Source organism: Mycobacterium angelicum (genome assembly GCF_002086155.1).
In the GTDB taxonomy this organism is placed as follows: Bacteria; Actinomycetota; Actinomycetes; order Mycobacteriales; family Mycobacteriaceae; genus Mycobacterium; species Mycobacterium angelicum.
On sequence record NZ_MVHE01000042.1, the window covers coordinates 16,436 to 34,174 of the forward strand.

10 protein-coding genes are annotated in these 17,739 nt (G+C 63.3%); 5 read left to right on the forward strand and 5 right to left on the reverse strand.

From position 1 onward, the window contains the following. Window positions 1–116 precede the first annotated feature (116 nt). From BST12_RS20135 to BST12_RS20150, 4 genes are all read right to left on the reverse strand, one after another. Window positions 117–6,533 carry a DUF4011 domain-containing protein gene (locus BST12_RS20135; RefSeq protein ID WP_083114899.1) on the reverse strand — a complete coding sequence of 2,139 codons (6,417 nt, stop codon included), beginning with the start codon at window positions 6,531–6,533 and terminating at the stop codon, window positions 117–119. Between the two features lie 187 nt (window positions 6,534–6,720). After that, window positions 6,721–8,598: a serine/threonine-protein kinase PknD gene (locus BST12_RS20140; protein ID WP_083114900.1), complete on the reverse strand. Its 1,878-nt coding sequence runs from the start codon at window positions 8,596–8,598 to the stop codon at window positions 6,721–6,723. 118 nt (window positions 8,599–8,716) lie between these two features. Continuing rightward, window positions 8,717–12,013, reverse strand: a complete 3,297-nt coding sequence (locus BST12_RS20145; protein WP_083114901.1) for a LuxR family transcriptional regulator — start codon at window positions 12,011–12,013, stop codon at window positions 8,717–8,719. A 292-nt stretch (window positions 12,014–12,305) separates the two neighbouring features. After that, a complete protein-coding gene (locus tag BST12_RS20150) occupies window positions 12,306–12,728 on the reverse strand; it encodes a DUF6636 domain-containing protein (RefSeq protein WP_083114902.1) in 423 nt (140 codons plus the stop codon). 129 nt (window positions 12,729–12,857) lie between these two features. On the opposite strand from BST12_RS20150, the gene BST12_RS20155 reads away from it, so the two are divergent. The 5 genes from BST12_RS20155 to BST12_RS20175 all read left to right on the forward strand — a co-directional run bounded on the left by BST12_RS20155 (window position 12,858) and on the right by BST12_RS20175 (window position 17,337). Then, window positions 12,858–13,184 carry a hypothetical protein gene (locus BST12_RS20155; RefSeq protein ID WP_083114903.1) on the forward strand — a complete coding sequence of 109 codons (327 nt, stop codon included), beginning with the start codon at window positions 12,858–12,860 and terminating at the stop codon, window positions 13,182–13,184. A gap of 16 nt (window positions 13,185–13,200) precedes the next feature. Next, window positions 13,201–13,980, forward strand: coding sequence for an Rv3717 family N-acetylmuramoyl-L-alanine amidase (locus BST12_RS20160; RefSeq protein ID WP_083114904.1), 780 nt, complete (start codon window positions 13,201–13,203; stop codon window positions 13,978–13,980). 373 nt (window positions 13,981–14,353) lie between these two features. Continuing rightward, window positions 14,354–15,850, forward strand: coding sequence for a PE family protein (locus BST12_RS20165; protein WP_083114905.1), 1,497 nt, complete (start codon window positions 14,354–14,356; stop codon window positions 15,848–15,850). A gap of 7 nt (window positions 15,851–15,857) precedes the next feature. Beyond that, a complete protein-coding gene (locus BST12_RS20170; RefSeq protein WP_083114906.1) occupies window positions 15,858–16,562 on the forward strand; it encodes a haloacid dehalogenase type II in 705 nt (234 codons plus the stop codon). Window positions 16,563–16,602: 40 nt separating this feature from the next. After that, window positions 16,603–17,337 carry a potassium channel family protein gene (locus tag BST12_RS20175; protein ID WP_083114907.1) on the forward strand — a complete coding sequence of 245 codons (735 nt, stop codon included), beginning with the start codon at window positions 16,603–16,605 and terminating at the stop codon, window positions 17,335–17,337. On the opposite strand, the gene BST12_RS20180 is transcribed toward BST12_RS20175, so the two are convergent. Beyond that, window positions 17,334–17,633 (reverse strand): DUF2695 domain-containing protein, encoded by a 300-nt coding sequence (locus tag BST12_RS20180; RefSeq protein ID WP_083114908.1) that lies wholly within the window; start codon window positions 17,631–17,633, stop codon window positions 17,334–17,336. The genes BST12_RS20175 and BST12_RS20180 overlap by 4 nt on opposite strands. Window positions 17,634–17,739: the final 106 nt, after the last annotated feature.

The following is a 17,739-nucleotide window of genomic DNA, read 5'->3' on the forward strand; positions in this document are numbered from 1 at the left end:
CTTGTGTAAGCGGTGTGTAACTTCAGCTGACCTTACTTCGGGTGTCCGACAGATTGCGGGACTTCGTCCCCACGAACTTCTCTTGAGACAGGTGAATGCGCATAAACGTCGCTGGGTTATACGTCGCTAACGATCAGACCGGAAGTGTTCTGGCGCAGGACGCCTCGCTTGAGTGCAGCGGAGAGTGCATGGTTTAGGCGCGTACCTACACCTTGTGTCACCCGTCGGCTGCCCAGCAGATTAAGTGCTTCGCGCTTGAGGTCGTCAGCTTCTATTCCACCGGTCTGCTCGGAAACCACGATCATGGCGTTACCGATTTCGATCAGGGAGACGTGATCGAGCGGGCGGCTCACACCGTCCGGCGTTCGTCGTGCAATCCGCCACTGCTCGGGTTCTACGCCCTTGGGCCAGTAGAAAGATTCCCCGTTATTGCGTTGGTAGTCAGTTGGGACGAGACGTTGAATCGAGAGGCGTCGATTCTCATTGACTTTCGTGAGCTCAAAAGCTGCTGCGACAAGTTTTGCAAGACGATCGGGGTGCATGGGCGCCTCGGCATCCAGGGCACTGACAATGGCATCGCAAACGCGTGACCTCGCGTAATAGTTGGATAGATCGTCGAGCACGCTTATGTCTCCGAGGCGCCCCGGATTCCATTCGCGGTAAACCTGCACCATCGGATGGCCGTGCGGGGCTTCCGGTTTCGCGGTGACACTCGTACGTGTTGGCGGGGGCAGTTGGCGCAGGGGGGCGGCCGAAATAGCAGGTCGTGCGGGCTCCGGATTGTCCTTCTGGGACTCGCGGCGCTGCCGGGCTTCGTCCACCGCTGCTTTGAGCTGGGTGATGATGTGTTCGCGTCGTCTGAGCCATACCGGGAACCACACTCGTTCGACGGCGGGCCAGCGCATCATGTCGTGCAAGACATTCACCGGAAGAGCGTCGCGGTCGGCGACCGTGCGGCGTGCACGCCATTCTCGCCCGTCGAGAAGTACCGCGACCAATTGTCGGTTTGGCTCGGAGGGATCCGCTAATGCAAGGTCAACTCTGAAGTCTGACAGGCCGACATCGGTTGTGACTGCGATCCCTTCGGCTCGAAGTGCAGTAGCGATATCGTCGCGATGCCGGTCGATCACCGGAACGCGACCGCCGTAATGTGCTGTGGCATCAACTCCATGTGCCGCCATCTCCAGATACGCCTTGAGGTGCTTGGTACCGGTCTGGGTTGTTTCCTCGGAACGCAGATCCTGAGGATCGAAACTCGCATACAAGACGACCTCACGCCGAGCGCGTGTGATTGCGACGTTGAGGCGGCGTTCGCCACCGGGTTTGGACAACGGCCCGAAGTTGAGTGGTACCACTCCTTTGCCATTGGCGCTAAACGCAACTGAAAACAGGATGGCATCGCGCTCGTCGCCCTGAACGTTCTCAAGGTTCTTAACAAATAGACCATCTGGTTCGTCGAGAGCATGGAGAATGCGCTCGTCCGCTTTGTCTCGCAACAGGTTTTCGATCAGATCACGCTGCTGCGCGTTGAAGGTGATAACCCCCACCGATGGGGCTGCGTCAGGGTGATTGTGAAAGCGCATCATGATGTCATCGACAATCGCATCAGCTTCGACCCGATTGGTCCGTAGGGTCTTTCCTTTTCCGGCGCGCTCGAACGTCCCGTCCACCCGTACTAATGAAATTCCCTGTCCCACAGGGCCGGCCGTGGTTGTGGTATGTGGTGCGGGAAAAGACGCCAGCCGCCGGTTGTAGTAGTGCTGATTGCTGAACGCGATCAGCGCCTCATCCTGACTCCGGTAGTGCCACGACAGCCATTGCTGGGGCACCTGCGCGCCCACACACTCGGTAAGGATTGATTCCTCATCAAGAAAGTACTCCTGGTCGGAATTCTCGTCGTCCTCAATGTTGGCGTTCGCCTCAGCGAAACTCGTAGGCGGCATTTGCTTGCTGTCACCGACGACGACTACCGATCGGCTTCGGCCCATTGCGCCGATAGCGTCGGCGACTCTGATTTGAGATGCCTCGTCGAAGACCACGATGTCGAATAGGTCTGGGCGCGCCGGGAAAAAGCGAGCGACCGAGTCGGGGCTAATTAACGTGCACGGAAGAATCTGCGTGATCAAATCACCGAAGTTCTCGATCAAACCACGCACGCTCATCCCGCCACGGCGTCGGTCTAATTGACGCCGCAGGCCGCCAATTTGCCCGCTAGCGGCATTGGCGTCGAAGCGCCGCTTGTGCACGAGTGCCGCCGGGATCGACCGAGGCAGCTCACGCCGGATGGCACGCAAACTTTTCGTGTATCGCTCGATCGTCTTGTCATGTGCTAGCGCGTTGAAGCTTCCGAGAGCTGTGGCCTCGTGGCGCTCTGCGAGAGAGGCAACGGCCACACCGCGTGCGAACGCCAGACTCGCATCGTCGGCGTTGATTTCGCCGTTGAGTATCGCTGTTCGAACGGTACTCATCCCCACGGGAATCAACGGTTCGAGCAGTTGCAGCAGGTTTATCCAATGCTCGATGGATATGGCGTCGTCGAGGCGGCGCGCTGCGCGAGTAGTCCACCACCGGCTAATGAAGTGTCGGGGTTGCGACCAATCTTTGTGTCGCCGCCCGGGGTCGGCACCGGTTGCTGTTGCCAACGCTGTCCACGCGGGCGCGATCCGTGAGAGCTGATCGGCGAATGCGCCGACCGGTTGGGTTGCATAGTAGGAGCGCAAATCGATGATATGCGGATCGTTGGATTGAGCCGACAACGTGTCAGTCGTCCAGCGTAGCCAAGCGAGGTCGCGCCTGGCTTTAGTCGCGTGTTCAGGGACGAACGGGTTCCAAGGTTTGTCAATGATCTTCGCCGGTAGCCTCGCCACCCTGTTGCGCAGATCCATCGCTACCAAGTACGAGTCCTTGATAGCCGCGATTGTTGGCGTAAGAGTTTTGAGATCAACAGACTTCGGGTTGACGACCAGGGCGGCAGAAAGTTGTTCCAGCACAGCCCGTCGGCGCTTCTTTCGCCCGAAGAACCCCGATGAGTCGGCTGCTACCGCGGCTTCATGGATCGCGGGGATGTCGAGATCGACTGCGCTGAGTAATGCCACTAAACGCCACTCGGGAGGGTTTTCCATGAGCCTCAGTAGCTCGGCGCCAAGGGATTCCAACTCGGCTTTCCAAGCACCTTCTTGAAGTATGTCTAATGCGCTCAGCGGGTGTCGCGGAGCTCCACTCAGCTTGGCCCACGTTTCGAAGTCCGCGGGCCGACTGCAGCGGCCCAAGCTCTCGATCGCGAGACCATACTCGACGGCAGCAGCCAGCGCGTTGTCGAATTCGATTGCACACAGCCGGATTTCAGAGTGGTCGACCTCAGCTCTTGGGAGGGAATCGATAAACGCCCATGGATGATCGGCGCTTGGTTGCGCGAGGTCGACGACTTCGGGGAGATTCCGCATAATACGGTAGACATTGTCAAGCACTTCTGGTGTGCTACCGGCAACAATCTCTCTCGGCACCTCGATTGGCGCGACGTCTTGATCGGCGGCAAGTTCGGATGTGCGCGCCGTATATAGCGACATGCCTGCGGCGTTCTCTTCGTGAAGGCGCCGCGCGTATCTATCGAGAGCATTTCGACTGGATTCGGCCGCCTCGATTTGGGTGCGTAGTGAATCGGTATCGGCACTGACTCTCAAGTCCAAAGCTGCACGTATCTGCTCTCTGACCGTGGCGGGACGGGAGGATCTGTCATGAAGGTCCAGTGAGAGTTCACCCAAACCAACGTCTTCTAGTCGCTTTTTAACAACGTCGAGCGCTGCGCGTTTCTCGGCCACGAACAGCACTCGTCGCCCGGCCGCCATTGCGTGGGCGAGCAAGTTGGTGATCGTTTGGGATTTGCCGGTGCCTGGGGGTCCCTCCAGCACGAAAGTACGTCCGGCGGCAGCTTCGGCGATTGCGTGTAACTGTGATGAGTCGGCGGGTACGGGCAACTCATCGCCGAGCTGATCCAGGTTGACTTTCGGGCTGCTTTCGACCGGATCGGTGAATGGCCGGTCAGGCGAATAGATCAGGTGGTTTACCAAGCCGTTGCGCGACAAGGCCTTCCAGGAATTATCAAGGTCCTTCCATAGTGGAAATTTCGCGAATTGAAGGATCGCGAGGTGAACGGTTTCTTCGACACGGAAGTGCAGTCCCGCTCTTGCTATAGCGTGGCGGACGGCGGCGAAAGTTGCGCCCAGATCGATACCGGAGGCGTCATGCGTCGGGTTAACGAGTTCGGGAATTTCCAATCCGAATGTGACACGGAGCTTTTCGATCAAGCAGTAGTTCGGCGTCGACATACCAGCTTCGTCAAGCGCTAGCATATAGCGTTCGCCGCGGTTTGCAGTGCTCATCGTGACCGCTACCAACACGAGTGGTGACCGCAGCTCGCGGTCGTCGAAGCGCCAGTTGAGCATGCCGAACGTCAGATAGAGGTTATTGGCCCCGGTTTCCTCGACGATGGTCTTCGCCTTATAAGCCAGGTACCGCAGCTTGGTCTTATAGGAAGTGGACGTGATATCGACATAGACGCTATGTTTGTCCGCAAGCAACACCTCACGGTCCTTTTCGGGAAGGTCACGCCCGTAACGGATTCCGCGAGCAACGTCGATTTCTTTGACCGCGTCGGACGCCAGCAGCGTTATACGTATGGTGTCGTTTACGGTGTCCTCGAACCGGGCGATCGCAGGACCTGGGACCTCGAGCCGGTATCCGGCACGGTCGGTGTAATTGATCAGTTTGTTGCGAAGGCTCAAGTCGAGCAACGTGTTCTTCCACTTCGCCACTCGGGTTGGAACGGATTCCCGTTGCCCGCGGGTGGACGCATCCGACGTGGCCGGTTGATAAGGCGCGAAGCTGGGGCCCGCCGGTGGCGTGTACTTCGTGACGACGATTTCACCGTTGGAAGTTACGGTTCGGCTGGGTAGTGGGAAGATCTTGGACAACCGGGCTTGGCGGATATCCGTGACACCAAGGATACTCGTTAAGTCACCGCTGAGGTGTCTCGTTCTGGCTGTGCGAACCGCTTCGGCGAAATCAGCGGAATCATCGGAACCAGTCAGCATCGTCGTCTCGACGAGGCGTAGGTGGCCGAGGTCAACCAGGTTGACGACGTCGATGATTTCGGTGGTAGAGACCGCGGCCAGCGATGAGTCGATGCGCCAATAGCCAAGCACGGCATGTCCTTTGAGTACCCACAGGGTGGTATTGATGCCGGCCTGCTCAAGTGCGGCGGCCATCGTGACGGTGGTGTCCAGGCATGTTCCCAACCTGCCTTCAAGGACTTCTGTTGGGGTGCGGATCTTTTGGCCGTTGAGCCCCCAACTTGCCGGGGGCTCCGCATAACGGATGTCATGCGCACGCATAGTGTCGTAGACGGCCTGCGCGATGGCGTCCACTCGCTCTGGACTCTCGGTTTGGTACCCGTCGATCGCGGAACGGCCAGTGGCCGCCTTCAGGCGATCCGAGACCTCGGTCATGAGCCCATTGATAGGTGCTGCATTGGGCTGTACGTGGGTTGCCAACATTTCCAGGCCGAGCTGCAGCGGGGTCGCTTTCCATTGGTTGGCAGCCAGGATATTTACGTCCTCGGATGCCTGGGCAATTACGTTGCCCGCCGCGTCTCGCAGTACTGCCTCGATGCGGCCCGGCCGCTGGTCGTCCACCGTCAGCATGGAGCTCGGGTCCAGTGCCAGGTTGATGTCGCGCAGAATTGTCGGCTTCGCGGCCGCGAGGTCGACGTGGAGCTCACGCGGACCTCCGTGCGAACCGCCGACACTAACCACGTCAACCTCGAGCACGGCACCGCGCAGTTCCTGGCCGACCCCATCGATCGTGACGCGATCGACCACCGGTATTTGGCAATGCGCCATCGGATAGCTCAGGTCGGAGATAGCGTGAATCGCAATTCGTGCGGTCGGTCTAGCCGGCGCCGGTGGTGATGCCTCTGACACGGTCTGCGGAGAGGCGAATCGAGCAGCGGACGTAGGACATTGCCTAACCGTTTCGGCGTTTCCGACGGTCAGCTGCTCGGGCGGTCGAGACTGGTCTGGAGTTGACGGATCTTGGCCCGGGGGATGCGTCTTAAGCTTCAATCGGGCCACGTCGCCGGCAGTTTCGTTTGCTCCGATGGCCCGTAATAGGAGTTCTACTGAGTCGATCGCCCGGTACGCCTCGGATTGGGTAAACACCTCGTTGTGTGCCCATCGGTTGCGCACATCGCGCAGCTCGCTAGCGTAGTTCTGTCCTAGCCTCGATAACTCGCGGCTGAAGGGGTAGCCGAATTCACCGAGCCGTTCTGTCATGGCCCGCAGCATTAACGACAGGTCCCCGCTTCGATACTCGCCGACTTTGCGGCCGGCAACAGCGTCCTTGCGGCGCAATATTTCGGTCCAATGCACGCTCGGCGGTAACGCCTGAGCAAACACACGTTCGAAGAACGGAGTGAGGCCACTAATCAAGATCGGCAGTGCCTCACCCACGACGGAGTGATAGTTCGCTTCGCTCACGACAGGTCGCTCCCAGCTGGTTTCAGCTAATGCTGTCGCCCTTGTTTGGGCGTGCGGCGAGCCTAAGCCTGCCCACCGACAGCTCGCGTTGGCCATGAAACCATGCCGGGCTAACCTTTCGCAGGCATTCGCGAGTAGGTCCGCACATTCGGTTTCTGAGTCCGGTGAGCTCGCGCCAGCCCCCGCCCTACTTCTGCCGCAACGCCACAATCTGATCGTTCCGGCCACCGACATAGACCGTGCCGTTGTTGTCGACAGCCAACCCCCACGGATAGTTCAGCCCCTTGAACGGCAGCTCTACTTGCGTCGAAGTGCCCGAGGGCAGCTTGAGTGTGCGGTTGTTCCCGCTGTCGGTGACGTACACGGCGCCATCGTTGTCCAGGGTGACGCCGCCCGGCTGGTTGAGCCCGTTAAACGGCAGCGTGACTGGCACATTCGAACCCGCCAGCAACTTCAGCACCCGGTTGTTGCCGCCGTCGGCGACGAAGACGGTACCGCTGCCGTTGACCACCAAACCGGTCGGGCCGTTGAGGCCGCTGAAAGGTAGCTCGGTTTGCGTGGTGGAACCGGCGGGCAGCGCGACCACTCGATTTTTGCCCGTGTCGGTGACATAGACCGTGCGGCTGCTATCCACGGTCAGACCGGTCGGATTGCTCAGGTCGGTAAACGGCAGGGCGGTTGGCGTTGTCGAGCCGGGACGAAGCACCAGTACCCGTTTATTACCGGCGTCATTGACGTAGACGGTGCCGGTGTTGTCGGCCGTCACACCCGTCGGATAGCTAAGGCCCTCGAACGGCAGCACCGCCGGCGTTGTCGCGCCCGCGGACAATGCCAGGATCCGGTTGTGCATGGTGTCGCCGACGTAGACCGTGCCGCCAATGTCGACCGACAACCCCTGCGGGTCACGCAGCCCGGTGAAAGGCAGCGTCACCTGCTCAAATTGTCCGCCGGCGGGATGGGAATTGCCCACGGCGACCGTGATGCCGATAGCGACCGCCACGGCGGCCAACACAGCGGCCGAAATAAGCGGGACCTTGCGTCGCCACCACGGCGGCGGCGGCCGCATCGCAGCGATCACCGGTCTGGGGGCTTCGCGCCCCGGGGGCGGAAGCACGGGCGGCAGCGGTCGCGGGACTGTGATCGGGCCGGAGGCGTTCCGCGGCGTCGGGGCCTGCGGTTGACCGCGGAACTCGGGGCGGGCGTGGGCATCGATGCGGCTTGCCGACTGAGCCCACCCGGAGGCGCGCAGCGGCGGCGTGCCGAGGGCATCGTGGGCCGCACGCGCCAAATCCAGCGCCGTGCCGTAGCGATCGCCGGGATTCTTGGCCATCGCCTTTGCGATGACATTGTCCAGACCCCCGGGCAGCCCGGGATTGGTATTCGACGGCCGCGGCGGCGGAGCGCTCAGGTGGCTGGTGATCTGCTGGTCCAGCGTGTCACCGGGGAAGGGGTACCGCGCGGTCAAGCACTCATAGAGGACACAGGCCAAGGAGTAGATATCCGAGCGGGCGTCGACCTGTCCGGTGCTGAACCGTTCGGGGGCCATGTAATGCGACGTGCCAATCACATCGCCGGCCGCCGTCAAACCCAATTCGCCTGCTGCACTGGCTATTCCGAAATCGATCAAGTAGGCGAAGTCGTCTGCGTCGAGCAAGATGTTGGCGGGCTTGACATCCCGGTGCAACAGCCCGCCCCGGTGGGCGGCGTGCAGTGCCTTGGCGACCTGTTCGGTAATGCGCACCGCCCGCACCGCCGGCAGCGGTCCGCGGCTGAGCACCGACTGCAGATCGTGGCCCTCGATCAACCGCATGTCGACGAACAGCTGCCCGTTGATTTCCCCGTAGGTATGAATCGGGATGAGGTGTGGGTCGCTCAATCGCGCGGCCGTATGGGCTTCGCGCCGGAACCGCTGCTGGAACACTTCGTCGTCGGAAATCTGGGTGGGCAGAATCTTGAGCGCGACCACACGGTCGGTGACGGTGTCGTATGCCCGCCACACCTCACCCATGCCGCCGCGGCCCAGCAATTCGAGCAGCCAGTAATTGCCGAACGAAGTTCCCTCCAAGGAGCCCTCCCATCGACAATCTGTCAGCAACTGGCCAGACCATAACGCGCCAACGCGGCGCTGTGAACCATTTTGCCTGCTCACTCGGGCGCGTCGGCCGCACCCCGGCTATAACAGCTCAGCCGCGGCGGTTCGCCTCTTGCATCAGCTGAACCCGCGACGCCAGCCCGAGTTTCGCAAATACATGCGTCAGATGAGTTTGCACCGTGCGCGGTGAGATGAACAGTCGCTCACCAATCTCCTTGTTGCCCAAGCCTTCCCACACCAGGCGCACCACGTCGTTCTCCGTCGGCGTCAGCGATCCCCACCCGCTTCGGGGGCGTTTTTGCTCGCCCCGGCCTCGCCGCGCATACGCGATCGCCTCTTCGGTACCCAAAGCGGCACCTTCACCCCACGCGGCATCGAAACCGCTGGGCCCCAACGCCTCCCGCACCGAAGCCGTCACCGCCTGGTATCCGGGCTGATACATCGGAAAGCGGACATCCTCCTGCCGTTGCCGCATCGCGGCGGCCGCGCCCAGCAATCGCGCCGCGTAGGAGTAATTGCCGGCTTCGGCGGCAAGGCCGGCAACACACTCGAGTGTGTAAGGAACCCGCACATAGCCCTGCGTTTCGGCGGCGACGGCAAGCGCCTCATAAGCGTCGCGTGTGGCTTGCTCTGGTTCGCCTTGCGCTACTGCGACATAGGCCCGAGCCGTCAGCGCGGCCACTCGATGGCAACCCGGAACCACCGCGACGATCTTGTCGGCCAAATCGCGAGCCGCGGCTAGATCGCCACACGCCAGCGCGGCCTCGGCGGCCGGGGTGATGCTGCAGGTGAACAGCATGCGAACCGGAACCGTGGCCTGAAAGGCCTCTTCTGCTGCCTGTCTGGCGGCCGCGGCGTCACCGGCGGCGAGTGCCGCCAGGGACAGCGTCGCGCACACCGAGTCGGCGTACACCCCGCCCATCGCTTCGGCACACCGCTGCGCGGACCGTGCGGCCGCATGCGCCGCGGCCACCTGACCCTGGTGTGCCAGCGGGTAGCCGTAGCCCACGTACGCAAACGTCTGCATCGGCAGCTCCCCGGCGTCTTCCGCGTCGTTGGCCAGGGAACGCAGCACCTCAGCGGCATCTTTGAGCTCGCCCGACAGAAACAGCGTCACGCCCACCCATGCTCGGCAACCCCGGGCGACGAACTGGTCGCCAAGTGCCACGCTGAGGTCACATCCTTCTTGCGCGGCAGCGCGCGCCGCGCCCAGTTCGCCGGCAATTGCACCGGTAGCCGCCCGATAGCTGAGAATCTGGCACAGGCTCCAGTCATCGCCCATGGCACGAGCCAGGTCGATCGCCTCAGTGAGGTACGGCTCGGCCGCCTCGGCATCGTAGAAGGCGATCATTCCGCAGGCGTTGAGCGTTCGGAGTATGAGCTCCTTATCGTCGAGTTGACGGGCGACGGCCAGGGCCGCCTTGGCGCGATCGGCGTTCGTAGGCAGCGCCACCCAAGCTGCGATGGTGCCTTGGTCGGCGACGGCACGTGTCCACACGCTCGGTGCAACCGCCTCGGGGCAGGTGTCGGTCAACACCGCGTCGAACGCCGCTACCGCTTCGCGGAAACTGCCGCAGCGCAACCAGAAATGGACCAAGGAGGACGCCAGACGCAACGCCGCCTCCCGGTCGCCGGTCTCTCTGCTCCAGGTGAATGCGGCGCGCAGGTTGTCGATCTCGACATGCACCCACTGCAGTAACGACTCCAGGCCGGCCAGCTCGCGGGAATACAACTCGACGGCCGTTGCCGTGTAGTAGTCACGATGGCGAGTGCGCACCTCGTCGGCCTCACCGGACTCACCGAGCTTTTCCAACGCATACTGGCGCACGGTTTCCAGCAACCGGTACCGCATGACGTCACCGGTTTCGTAAGCGAGCACCAGAGATTTGTCCACCAGCAGGCTGAGTTGGTCCAGCAATTGGAAGCTTTCGACGGCGCTGCTGGCGCCGACGGCTTGGGCGGCGTCAAGGTCAAACCCGCCGGCAAACACCGATAGGCGCCGGAACAAGACCTGTTCGGGTTCGGTGAGCAGCGCGTGCGACCAATCCACCGAGGCGCGCAGCGTCTGCTGGCGGCGTACCGCCGTGCGTGCTCCGCCAGTGAGTAGCCGGAACCGGTCGTGCAGGCTGTCCACGATCTGGCGCAGCGACAGCGTCCGAACCCGCGCAGCGGCAAGCTCAATGGCCAACGGCATACCGTCCAGGCGCTCACAGATTTCGGTCACTAACGCCACATTGGCCTGTCCAACGACGAATTCCGACCGAGCCCGCCGGGCACGGTCGGTGAACAACTCGATGGCCTCGTCGGCAAGCGGCAACGACGGTACCCGCCGGCTCAATTCGCCTTGCACGCCGAGCGGTTCGCGACTGGTGGTCAGCACCGTCAGCTGCGGGCAGGCGGCGAGTAGCTCGACCACCAAACTGCCGCACGCGTCGAGCAGATGCTCACAATTGTCGAGCAGCAGCAGGATCACCTTGTCGCCGAAGAACCGCACCAACGTGTCCTTGGTGGAGCGGCCCGGCTGGTCGGGCAGGCCAAGTGTGCGTGCGACGGTCAGCGGTGCCACTGCCGAGTTGGTGATGGGTGCGAGATCGACATACCAGATTCCCTCAGAGAATTCGGTAAGGAGTTGTGACGCGACTTCGACGGCAAGCCGGGTCTTTCCCGAACCGCCGGCACCCGTCAATGTGACGAGCCGATGGCTGCTGACCATCTGGAGGAGTTCGGCCATTTGGGCTTGCCGCCCAACGAAACTCGTCAGCTGTGCGGGCAGGTTGTGCGACGCGACAGCCTGGCGGACACGAAGCGGTGGAAACTCGTTGTCCAGGTCGGGATGGCAGAGTTGCACGACGCGTTCCGGACGCGGCAGATCGCGCAGCGGATAGCTACCTAGATCGGCGAGCCAGACACCATCGGGCAGATGATCGGCGACCAGCGGTTCCGTCGCCCCGGAAAGGAGGGTTTGCCCGCCGTGCGCTAGATCACGCAGCCGGGCGGTCCGATTGATCGTGGGACCGGCGTAGTTGGCGTCGTCGCGCAGCTGAATCTCACCGGTGTGTATTCCCATGCGCAGCCGGATGGGGCTGAGCGCGGCGCGCTGCAACGCCAGCGCGCACGAAACCGCGTCGGATGCCCTGGCGAACGCCGCCACGAAACTGTCACCTTCGCCCTGTTCCAGCGGTCGCACGCCGTCATACGCGGCGATAGCCTGGTTCACCGTGCGGTTCAGCAACGCCAATGCGGCAGTCATCTTCTCGGGCTGGGCTTCCCACAGCCGCGTCGAACCCTCCACGTCAGCAAGCAGCAGCGTCACTGTTCCGGTCGGCAGCAACTCGCTCACGCCCAATTCGCTCCAGGTCAGCGGCGGCATTTCCGCGTGTTGGCTCATGGTAGCCAGCTTTGCTGCCGCTGACGCGCAAAACATCGGCACAAATGCGCATATTGCTGCCTTGTAGTTCTGCGGACCAAGCGGCCCCGGCAGCCCACGCGGCTTCAAAATCGCTGGGCCCCAACGCCTCCCGTACCGCTGTCACGGGGGTTCGGTTTCCCACAGCCGCGCCGATTGCGCGGCAGCGATCTCCCGGTGGCCGGTCCGAGGGCGTGATGCCTTCTGAAGTGCGATATCACCGGCGATATCGCACTTTGAGTTTGGGTGGGGCCGCCGAGAGCTCACCGACCCGTCAGCCCAGCTGATAGGCGTCCTTGGAAACGCGGAAGAAGTGTCCGCTGCTGCTGTCGGTGCACTTCATCCCCGACATTTCGCTGACGCAGGTAATGGTGCCCGCGGAAGCGGTCTGGCCGTAATTGAGAGTCGGCTCGCCGGGAATCCGCAACGTGTCGCCGTGGCAGGCGATGGCTCCCGCCGCGCCGGCCGACAGCGTGAACCGACTACCCCAGGCAAGGTGCTTGCCGCACTCGGGCGGCGGCGGGGGCTGATAGTTGTACTCGCTGATATCGCATGCGGCGCCCATGCTGTCCAAGGTGCAGTAGATGTTTCCCGACGGCGATTGGAAATTTTGTGGATCCGCGTGCGCCGACGGCGGGAAGGCGACCGCCGCGGCAACCGTCGCGGCCCCGACCAGAGCGAGTGCCGAAAGTTTCATCGAGTGTCCTAGCCGGGTGGGATCGGATGCTGAACAAACACAGAATCGCATGCCCAAGGGCCGCGTGGTGCTGATCTGTGTTCGCTCGGTACAAGTCGCTTGTCGGTGCGGCTGAGTAATTTGCGGGGCATGGCTTCGTCGGGTTCGAACTCGGGCGGCGGGTTCGGTGGATTGATTGTGTTGCTGGTGATCGCCGCGATCATCGTGAAGTTCATCTGGTGGATCCTGGGTGCGGCGGCGCTCGTTTGCCTCTGTTTCCTCGGGCGGGCAATTCATCGGTGGTACAGCCGGCGCTCGGCTGCGTATGCCCGTTACCGGCATGGGCTTGCCGCTCGTGCCGACCAACAGCACAACTGGGTGTTGCGCGGCGATGACCGCGGGATCTACGGAACCCAAGGTGTCGAACTCATGCACTACCTCTTTCCCAATCGGGGGAGAGGCGGGCCTATGCGCTGATTGCTACCATCGCGCGATGAGGGGTCCGGGGGAGAGCAGGCGTTTCTTCTCCCGGCGTGACGTCCTGAAATGCGCCGCTGCGGCACCGGCGGTGTTCGTCCTCGGCTCGGTGTTGGGCGCCCCACGCGCCGCCGCTGGTATCGCCGGAATGTCGGTATTTCTGGATCCGGGCCATGGCGGCGGCTACGACTCCTCGATCGACCGGCAGGTCCCCAACGGTCGGGGCGGCAACAAGCCGTGCAACACGGTAGGCGCCACAGCAGACGACGGCTATCCAGAGCATGCCTTCACCCTGGACGTCGTCCGGCTGGTTGGCGCGGCCCTCAACCAGGAAGGCGTCAGCACGCAGTTCTCCCGGGACACCGACAACGCCGCCGGACCTTGCGTCGACCAACGTGCCGCCATGGCCAACGCGATGCATCCCGACGCGATTGTCAGCATCCACGCCGACGGCGGACCCGCGTCCGGCCGCGGATTCCACGTGAACTACTCCAGCCCGCCGTTGAACGACGTCCAATCGGGTCCGGCAATCCAGCTCGCACACCTGATGCGCGACGCGCTGGCCGCGGCCGGCTTTCAGCCGTCGACCTACCGGGGTTCCGACGGTCTCTACGGGCGCGCTGATCTCGCCGGACTGAACCTGGCCCTGTACCCGGCGGTCCTGGTCGAACTCGGCAACATGAAGAACGCCGACGACGCCGCCCTGATGCAAAGTGCCGACGGCCGGGCACGGTATGCCGCGGCGGTAACCCAAGGGATAGTCGCGTACCTGAACGCCAAAGCCGCTGCGGCGTAGCACCCGTTCACCGAAAAGCGAATCCAGTTCTATAGCGCGGTAGCAGCGCGGGCTGCTTTCCACAAGGGTGCAAATCGCCGAATGTGCTGTGTATCTTGATAACTCGCGCTATGAGCTAACCTACGATATCGTAGGTCATATCTGAGCGCTGTTAGGCGATCTGGCTGCAAATGCTCAGGAAATCCGAAGTATCGCTGAAAAGCGTTTCGCGGCAATAGATTCCGCACGATTTCAGTTATTGGCAGGATTCTGCGGTGCTGCGCTTAGCGGCTCGGCCCGCTACTCTGACGGCCAATCCGGACTCCAGCGCCCGGTGGCAGAGCAGAAACCTGCTTGCGCAGCAAGCGTTTTCGAGAAATCTTAGGAGACCTACGTGTCGTACCTGGCTGCCGTTCCAGATGCATTAGCGGTCGCGGCAATCGATTTGACGAGTATCGGCGAAGCGATCGATGAGGCCGCCGTCGCTGCGGCAGCCTCCACAACTGGAATACTGGCCGCCGGCGCCGACGAGGTATCCGTTATGATCGCGGCGCTATTCTCCGAGCACGGCGAGGTCTATCAGGCGCTCAGTAGAGCCGCCGCGGAATTTCACCAGCAATTCGTGCAGCTATTAGACGGCAGCGCCTTCGCTTACGTGGAGACAGAGCTGCAAAATGCCGAGCAGAACGCCTGGAATGCGCTCAACGCCCCCACCGAATACCTGTTCGGCCGCCCACTGATCGGCAACGGCGCAAACGGTATACCGGGCACCGGCCAAAACGGCGGCAATGGCGGCATTCTGTGGGGCAACGGGGGTAACGGGGGATCGGGTGCTGCCGGCCACGCGGGTGGAAACGGCGGCAACGCAGGGATATTCGGCAACGGTGGTGCGGGCGGTGCCGGCGGGGGCTCGGTGAGTGGCAGCGGCGGCGCCGGCGGGGCCGGCGGCGCCGGCGGTCTGTTTGGCAGCGGCGGCGCCGGCGGCGCCGGCGGCACATCGCTGAGCGGAACCGGTGGCGTGGGTGGTGCCGGCGGAACCGGTGGCCTGTTCGGCACCGGCGGCGCCGGCGGAACCGGCGGGGCCGGGCTGGGCAACGGGGGCGCCGGCGGCGCTGGTGGCAACGGCTGGCTTTCCGGTGACGGCGGCGCGGGCGGCGCAGGTGGGGCGGGCGGCAACTCCGGCTCCGGCGGCGCCGGCGGCGCAGGCGGTAATGCGGGCTGGCTGTCCGGCGACGGCGGTGCGGGCGGCGCCGGTGGCACCGGCATCGTCCACAACGGCGGGGCCGGCGGCGCGGGCGGCAACGCCGGCGTGTTCGCCGGCGACGGCGGCAATGGCGGCGTCGGCGGAGTCGGCAACAACAGCGGCGGCAACGGCGGGGCCGGCGGCGACGGCAGCTGGCTCTACGGGAACGGCGGTGGTGGCGGCGACGGCGGCGCCGGCGGCACCCTCGACGGGGGCAACGGCGGCAATGGCGGCAGCGCTGGCTGGCTCACGGGTGACGGCGGTGCCGGAGGTTCCGGTGGGGTCGGCCCGGGCAACGGAGGTAACGGCGGAGCCGGCGGCGACGGCGGCCGGTTGATCGGAAGCGGTGGTGCCGGCGGGGCCGGCGGGCAAGGCTTCGGCAACGACGGCGGCGCGGGCGGAAACGGTGGCAACGCCGGACTGATCGGTAGCGGCGGCAACGGGGGCGACGGCGGTGCCGGCGGAATCAAGGGCGGCAGTGGCGGACAGGGCGGAGACGCCGGAATGATCGGGACCGGCGGCAATGGCGGCAACGGCGGAGACGGCGGGTTCATCGACGGCGCCGGCGGCGCGGGCGGCCGCGGCGGCTGGCTGTTGGGTCAGGCCGGCATGAACGGGATTACCGGACCACCGCAAAGCCCTGCATGATGTCGTAATGGCGAAGCCCAAGGCATTGCTATTCGACGTGCAAGGCACCACGACAGATTTTCATTCGACCGTCTGCGAGGAAGCGGCGCGCCTCAGCGCCGGACGCCATCCCGACGTCGATTGGTCCGACGTGGTAACACGTTGGCGGGCAAGCTACTTCACCGCTCTGGACAACGCACCGAGCAAGGGTGCATGGGTTTCGGTGTCATCGGTTTACCGTCGGGTGCTCGACGCTGTGCTGGATGAATGCGCAGCCACCGGAATCAGCGCCGCCGAACGCGACGAGCTCACGCTGGCCTGGCAGCGGCTCAAGCCGTGGCCGGATACGGCGCCCGGACTGACCCGGCTCAAAACCGCATTCACCGTCGCCACCCTGTCCAACGCCGACGTCAGCACCGTCATCAACATCTCCAAGCGCGCCCAATTGCCCTGGGACGCCATTTTCGCGGCGGAGATGGCCGGAGTGTTCAAGCCCGACCCGGCGGTCTATCGGATGGCCGCGACGTATCTCGGCCTGCAACCCGCCGAGATCATGATGGTGGCCAGCCACAAATACGACATCCGCGCCGCGGCCCGGCTCGGATTCCGCACCGCGTTCATCGCGCGTCCGCTGGAATTCGGCGTCGGCGGCGCGGTGGACGTGGCCTATGAAGACGACTTCGATGTGAACGCCGCCGATATCTGCGACCTGGCCGCACAGCTTGGCTGCTAGAAACTTCGGCAGGAACTCATTTCATCGGAGGCAATGCCGCGTGGCTAAGAAAACCAAGGAACAGCTCTGGGAGCAGCGCACCGAGTGGCCATTGGCCCTGGTCGCCATCGTCTTGCTGGTTATGTACTCAGTGCAGGTGCTCACCCGCCCGCTGGGCGAGGAGGCACGCATCTTGTGGATGGCGAGCTGGGCCGCATGGAGCCTGTTCGTCATCGACTACTTCGTTCGGCTGAGCCTGGCGTCCGATCGCCGGCAATGGATTCTCCTGCACCTGTTCGACCTGCTCATCGTGGCGCTGCCGCTGATGCGGCCGCTGCGGCTGTTGCGGTTGGTCGTGCTGGTTGGAGTGCTGCAAAAAGCCATCGGCAACGCCGTTCGCGGCCGCATTCTGACGTACACCATTTCCGCCGTCATGCTGCTGATCTATGTGGCATCGCTGGCCATCCTCGACACCGAGCGCGATCAGCCCGGCGCCACCATCAACACCTTCGGGCAAGCCGTGTGGTGGTCCATCTGCACCGTGACCACCATCGGCTACGGGCATCTGTACCCGGTGACCGTTGCCGGTCGAGTGGTCGCCGTGCTGCTGATGGTCGGCGGCATCACCCTCGTCGGCGTGGTGACCGCATCGCTGGCCTCTTGGATCGTGCAACGGGTCTCGGAAACCGACACCGAGAACCAGGCGGCCACAGCCTTCGAAATCGACGAACTACGGCGCGAAATCCGGTCACTGGCCGAGCAGTTGCGGGTACAGGGCAGCGTCCAGAACGCCTAGCCGAACACCTCTTCGGGTTCGACGTTCATGACGATCTCGCAGTCGCAGTAACCCCCGAACTCCTGCAGCTCCTGCGCCAGCTCGGCCCACTGGATGTGGTGCGACTCGGCCCACCGTTCGGCGTGCCGGGTCGAGTGGTCGCAGGGCTGTTCGTCAAACTGCTCTTCGACGTAGTCGAGCAGATCCTCCAGCTGCTCGTAGTCGATCTGAGTCAGCTTCGGGCCGGCTTCGCGCTCAGCTCGCTTGTACGCGTCGCGCAATTGCTTGCGCCGCTCTTTATCGGGTGAGGTGGCCATGGCCTGCAAGATAGCAGTTATGTTCGCGCGCAACGAAATTGAACGCAGTTCTAGTAGTCGAGCGGCGGCCGGTCAAACGGTTGCTGGCCTGGCGAACGCAAGACAT

Bases quoted from the DNA above. Each gene is read 5' to 3' on its own strand.
- BST12_RS20145 (WP_083114901.1), bottom strand. From the start codon at position 12,013: ATGAGCCAACACGCGGAAATGCCGCCGCTGACCTGGAGCGAATTGGGC.
- BST12_RS20150 (WP_083114902.1), bottom strand. From the start codon at position 12,728: ATGAAACTTTCGGCACTCGCTCTGGTCGGGGCCGCGACGGTTGCCGCG.
- BST12_RS20155 (WP_083114903.1), top strand. From the start codon at position 12,858: ATGGCTTCGTCGGGTTCGAACTCGGGCGGCGGGTTCGGTGGATTGATT.
- BST12_RS20160 (WP_083114904.1), top strand. From the start codon at position 13,201: ATGAGGGGTCCGGGGGAGAGCAGGCGTTTCTTCTCCCGGCGTGACGTC.
- BST12_RS20170 (WP_083114906.1), top strand. From the start codon at position 15,858: ATGGCGAAGCCCAAGGCATTGCTATTCGACGTGCAAGGCACCACGACA.
- BST12_RS20180 (WP_083114908.1), bottom strand. From the start codon at position 17,633: ATGGCCACCTCACCCGATAAAGAGCGGCGCAAGCAATTGCGCGACGCG.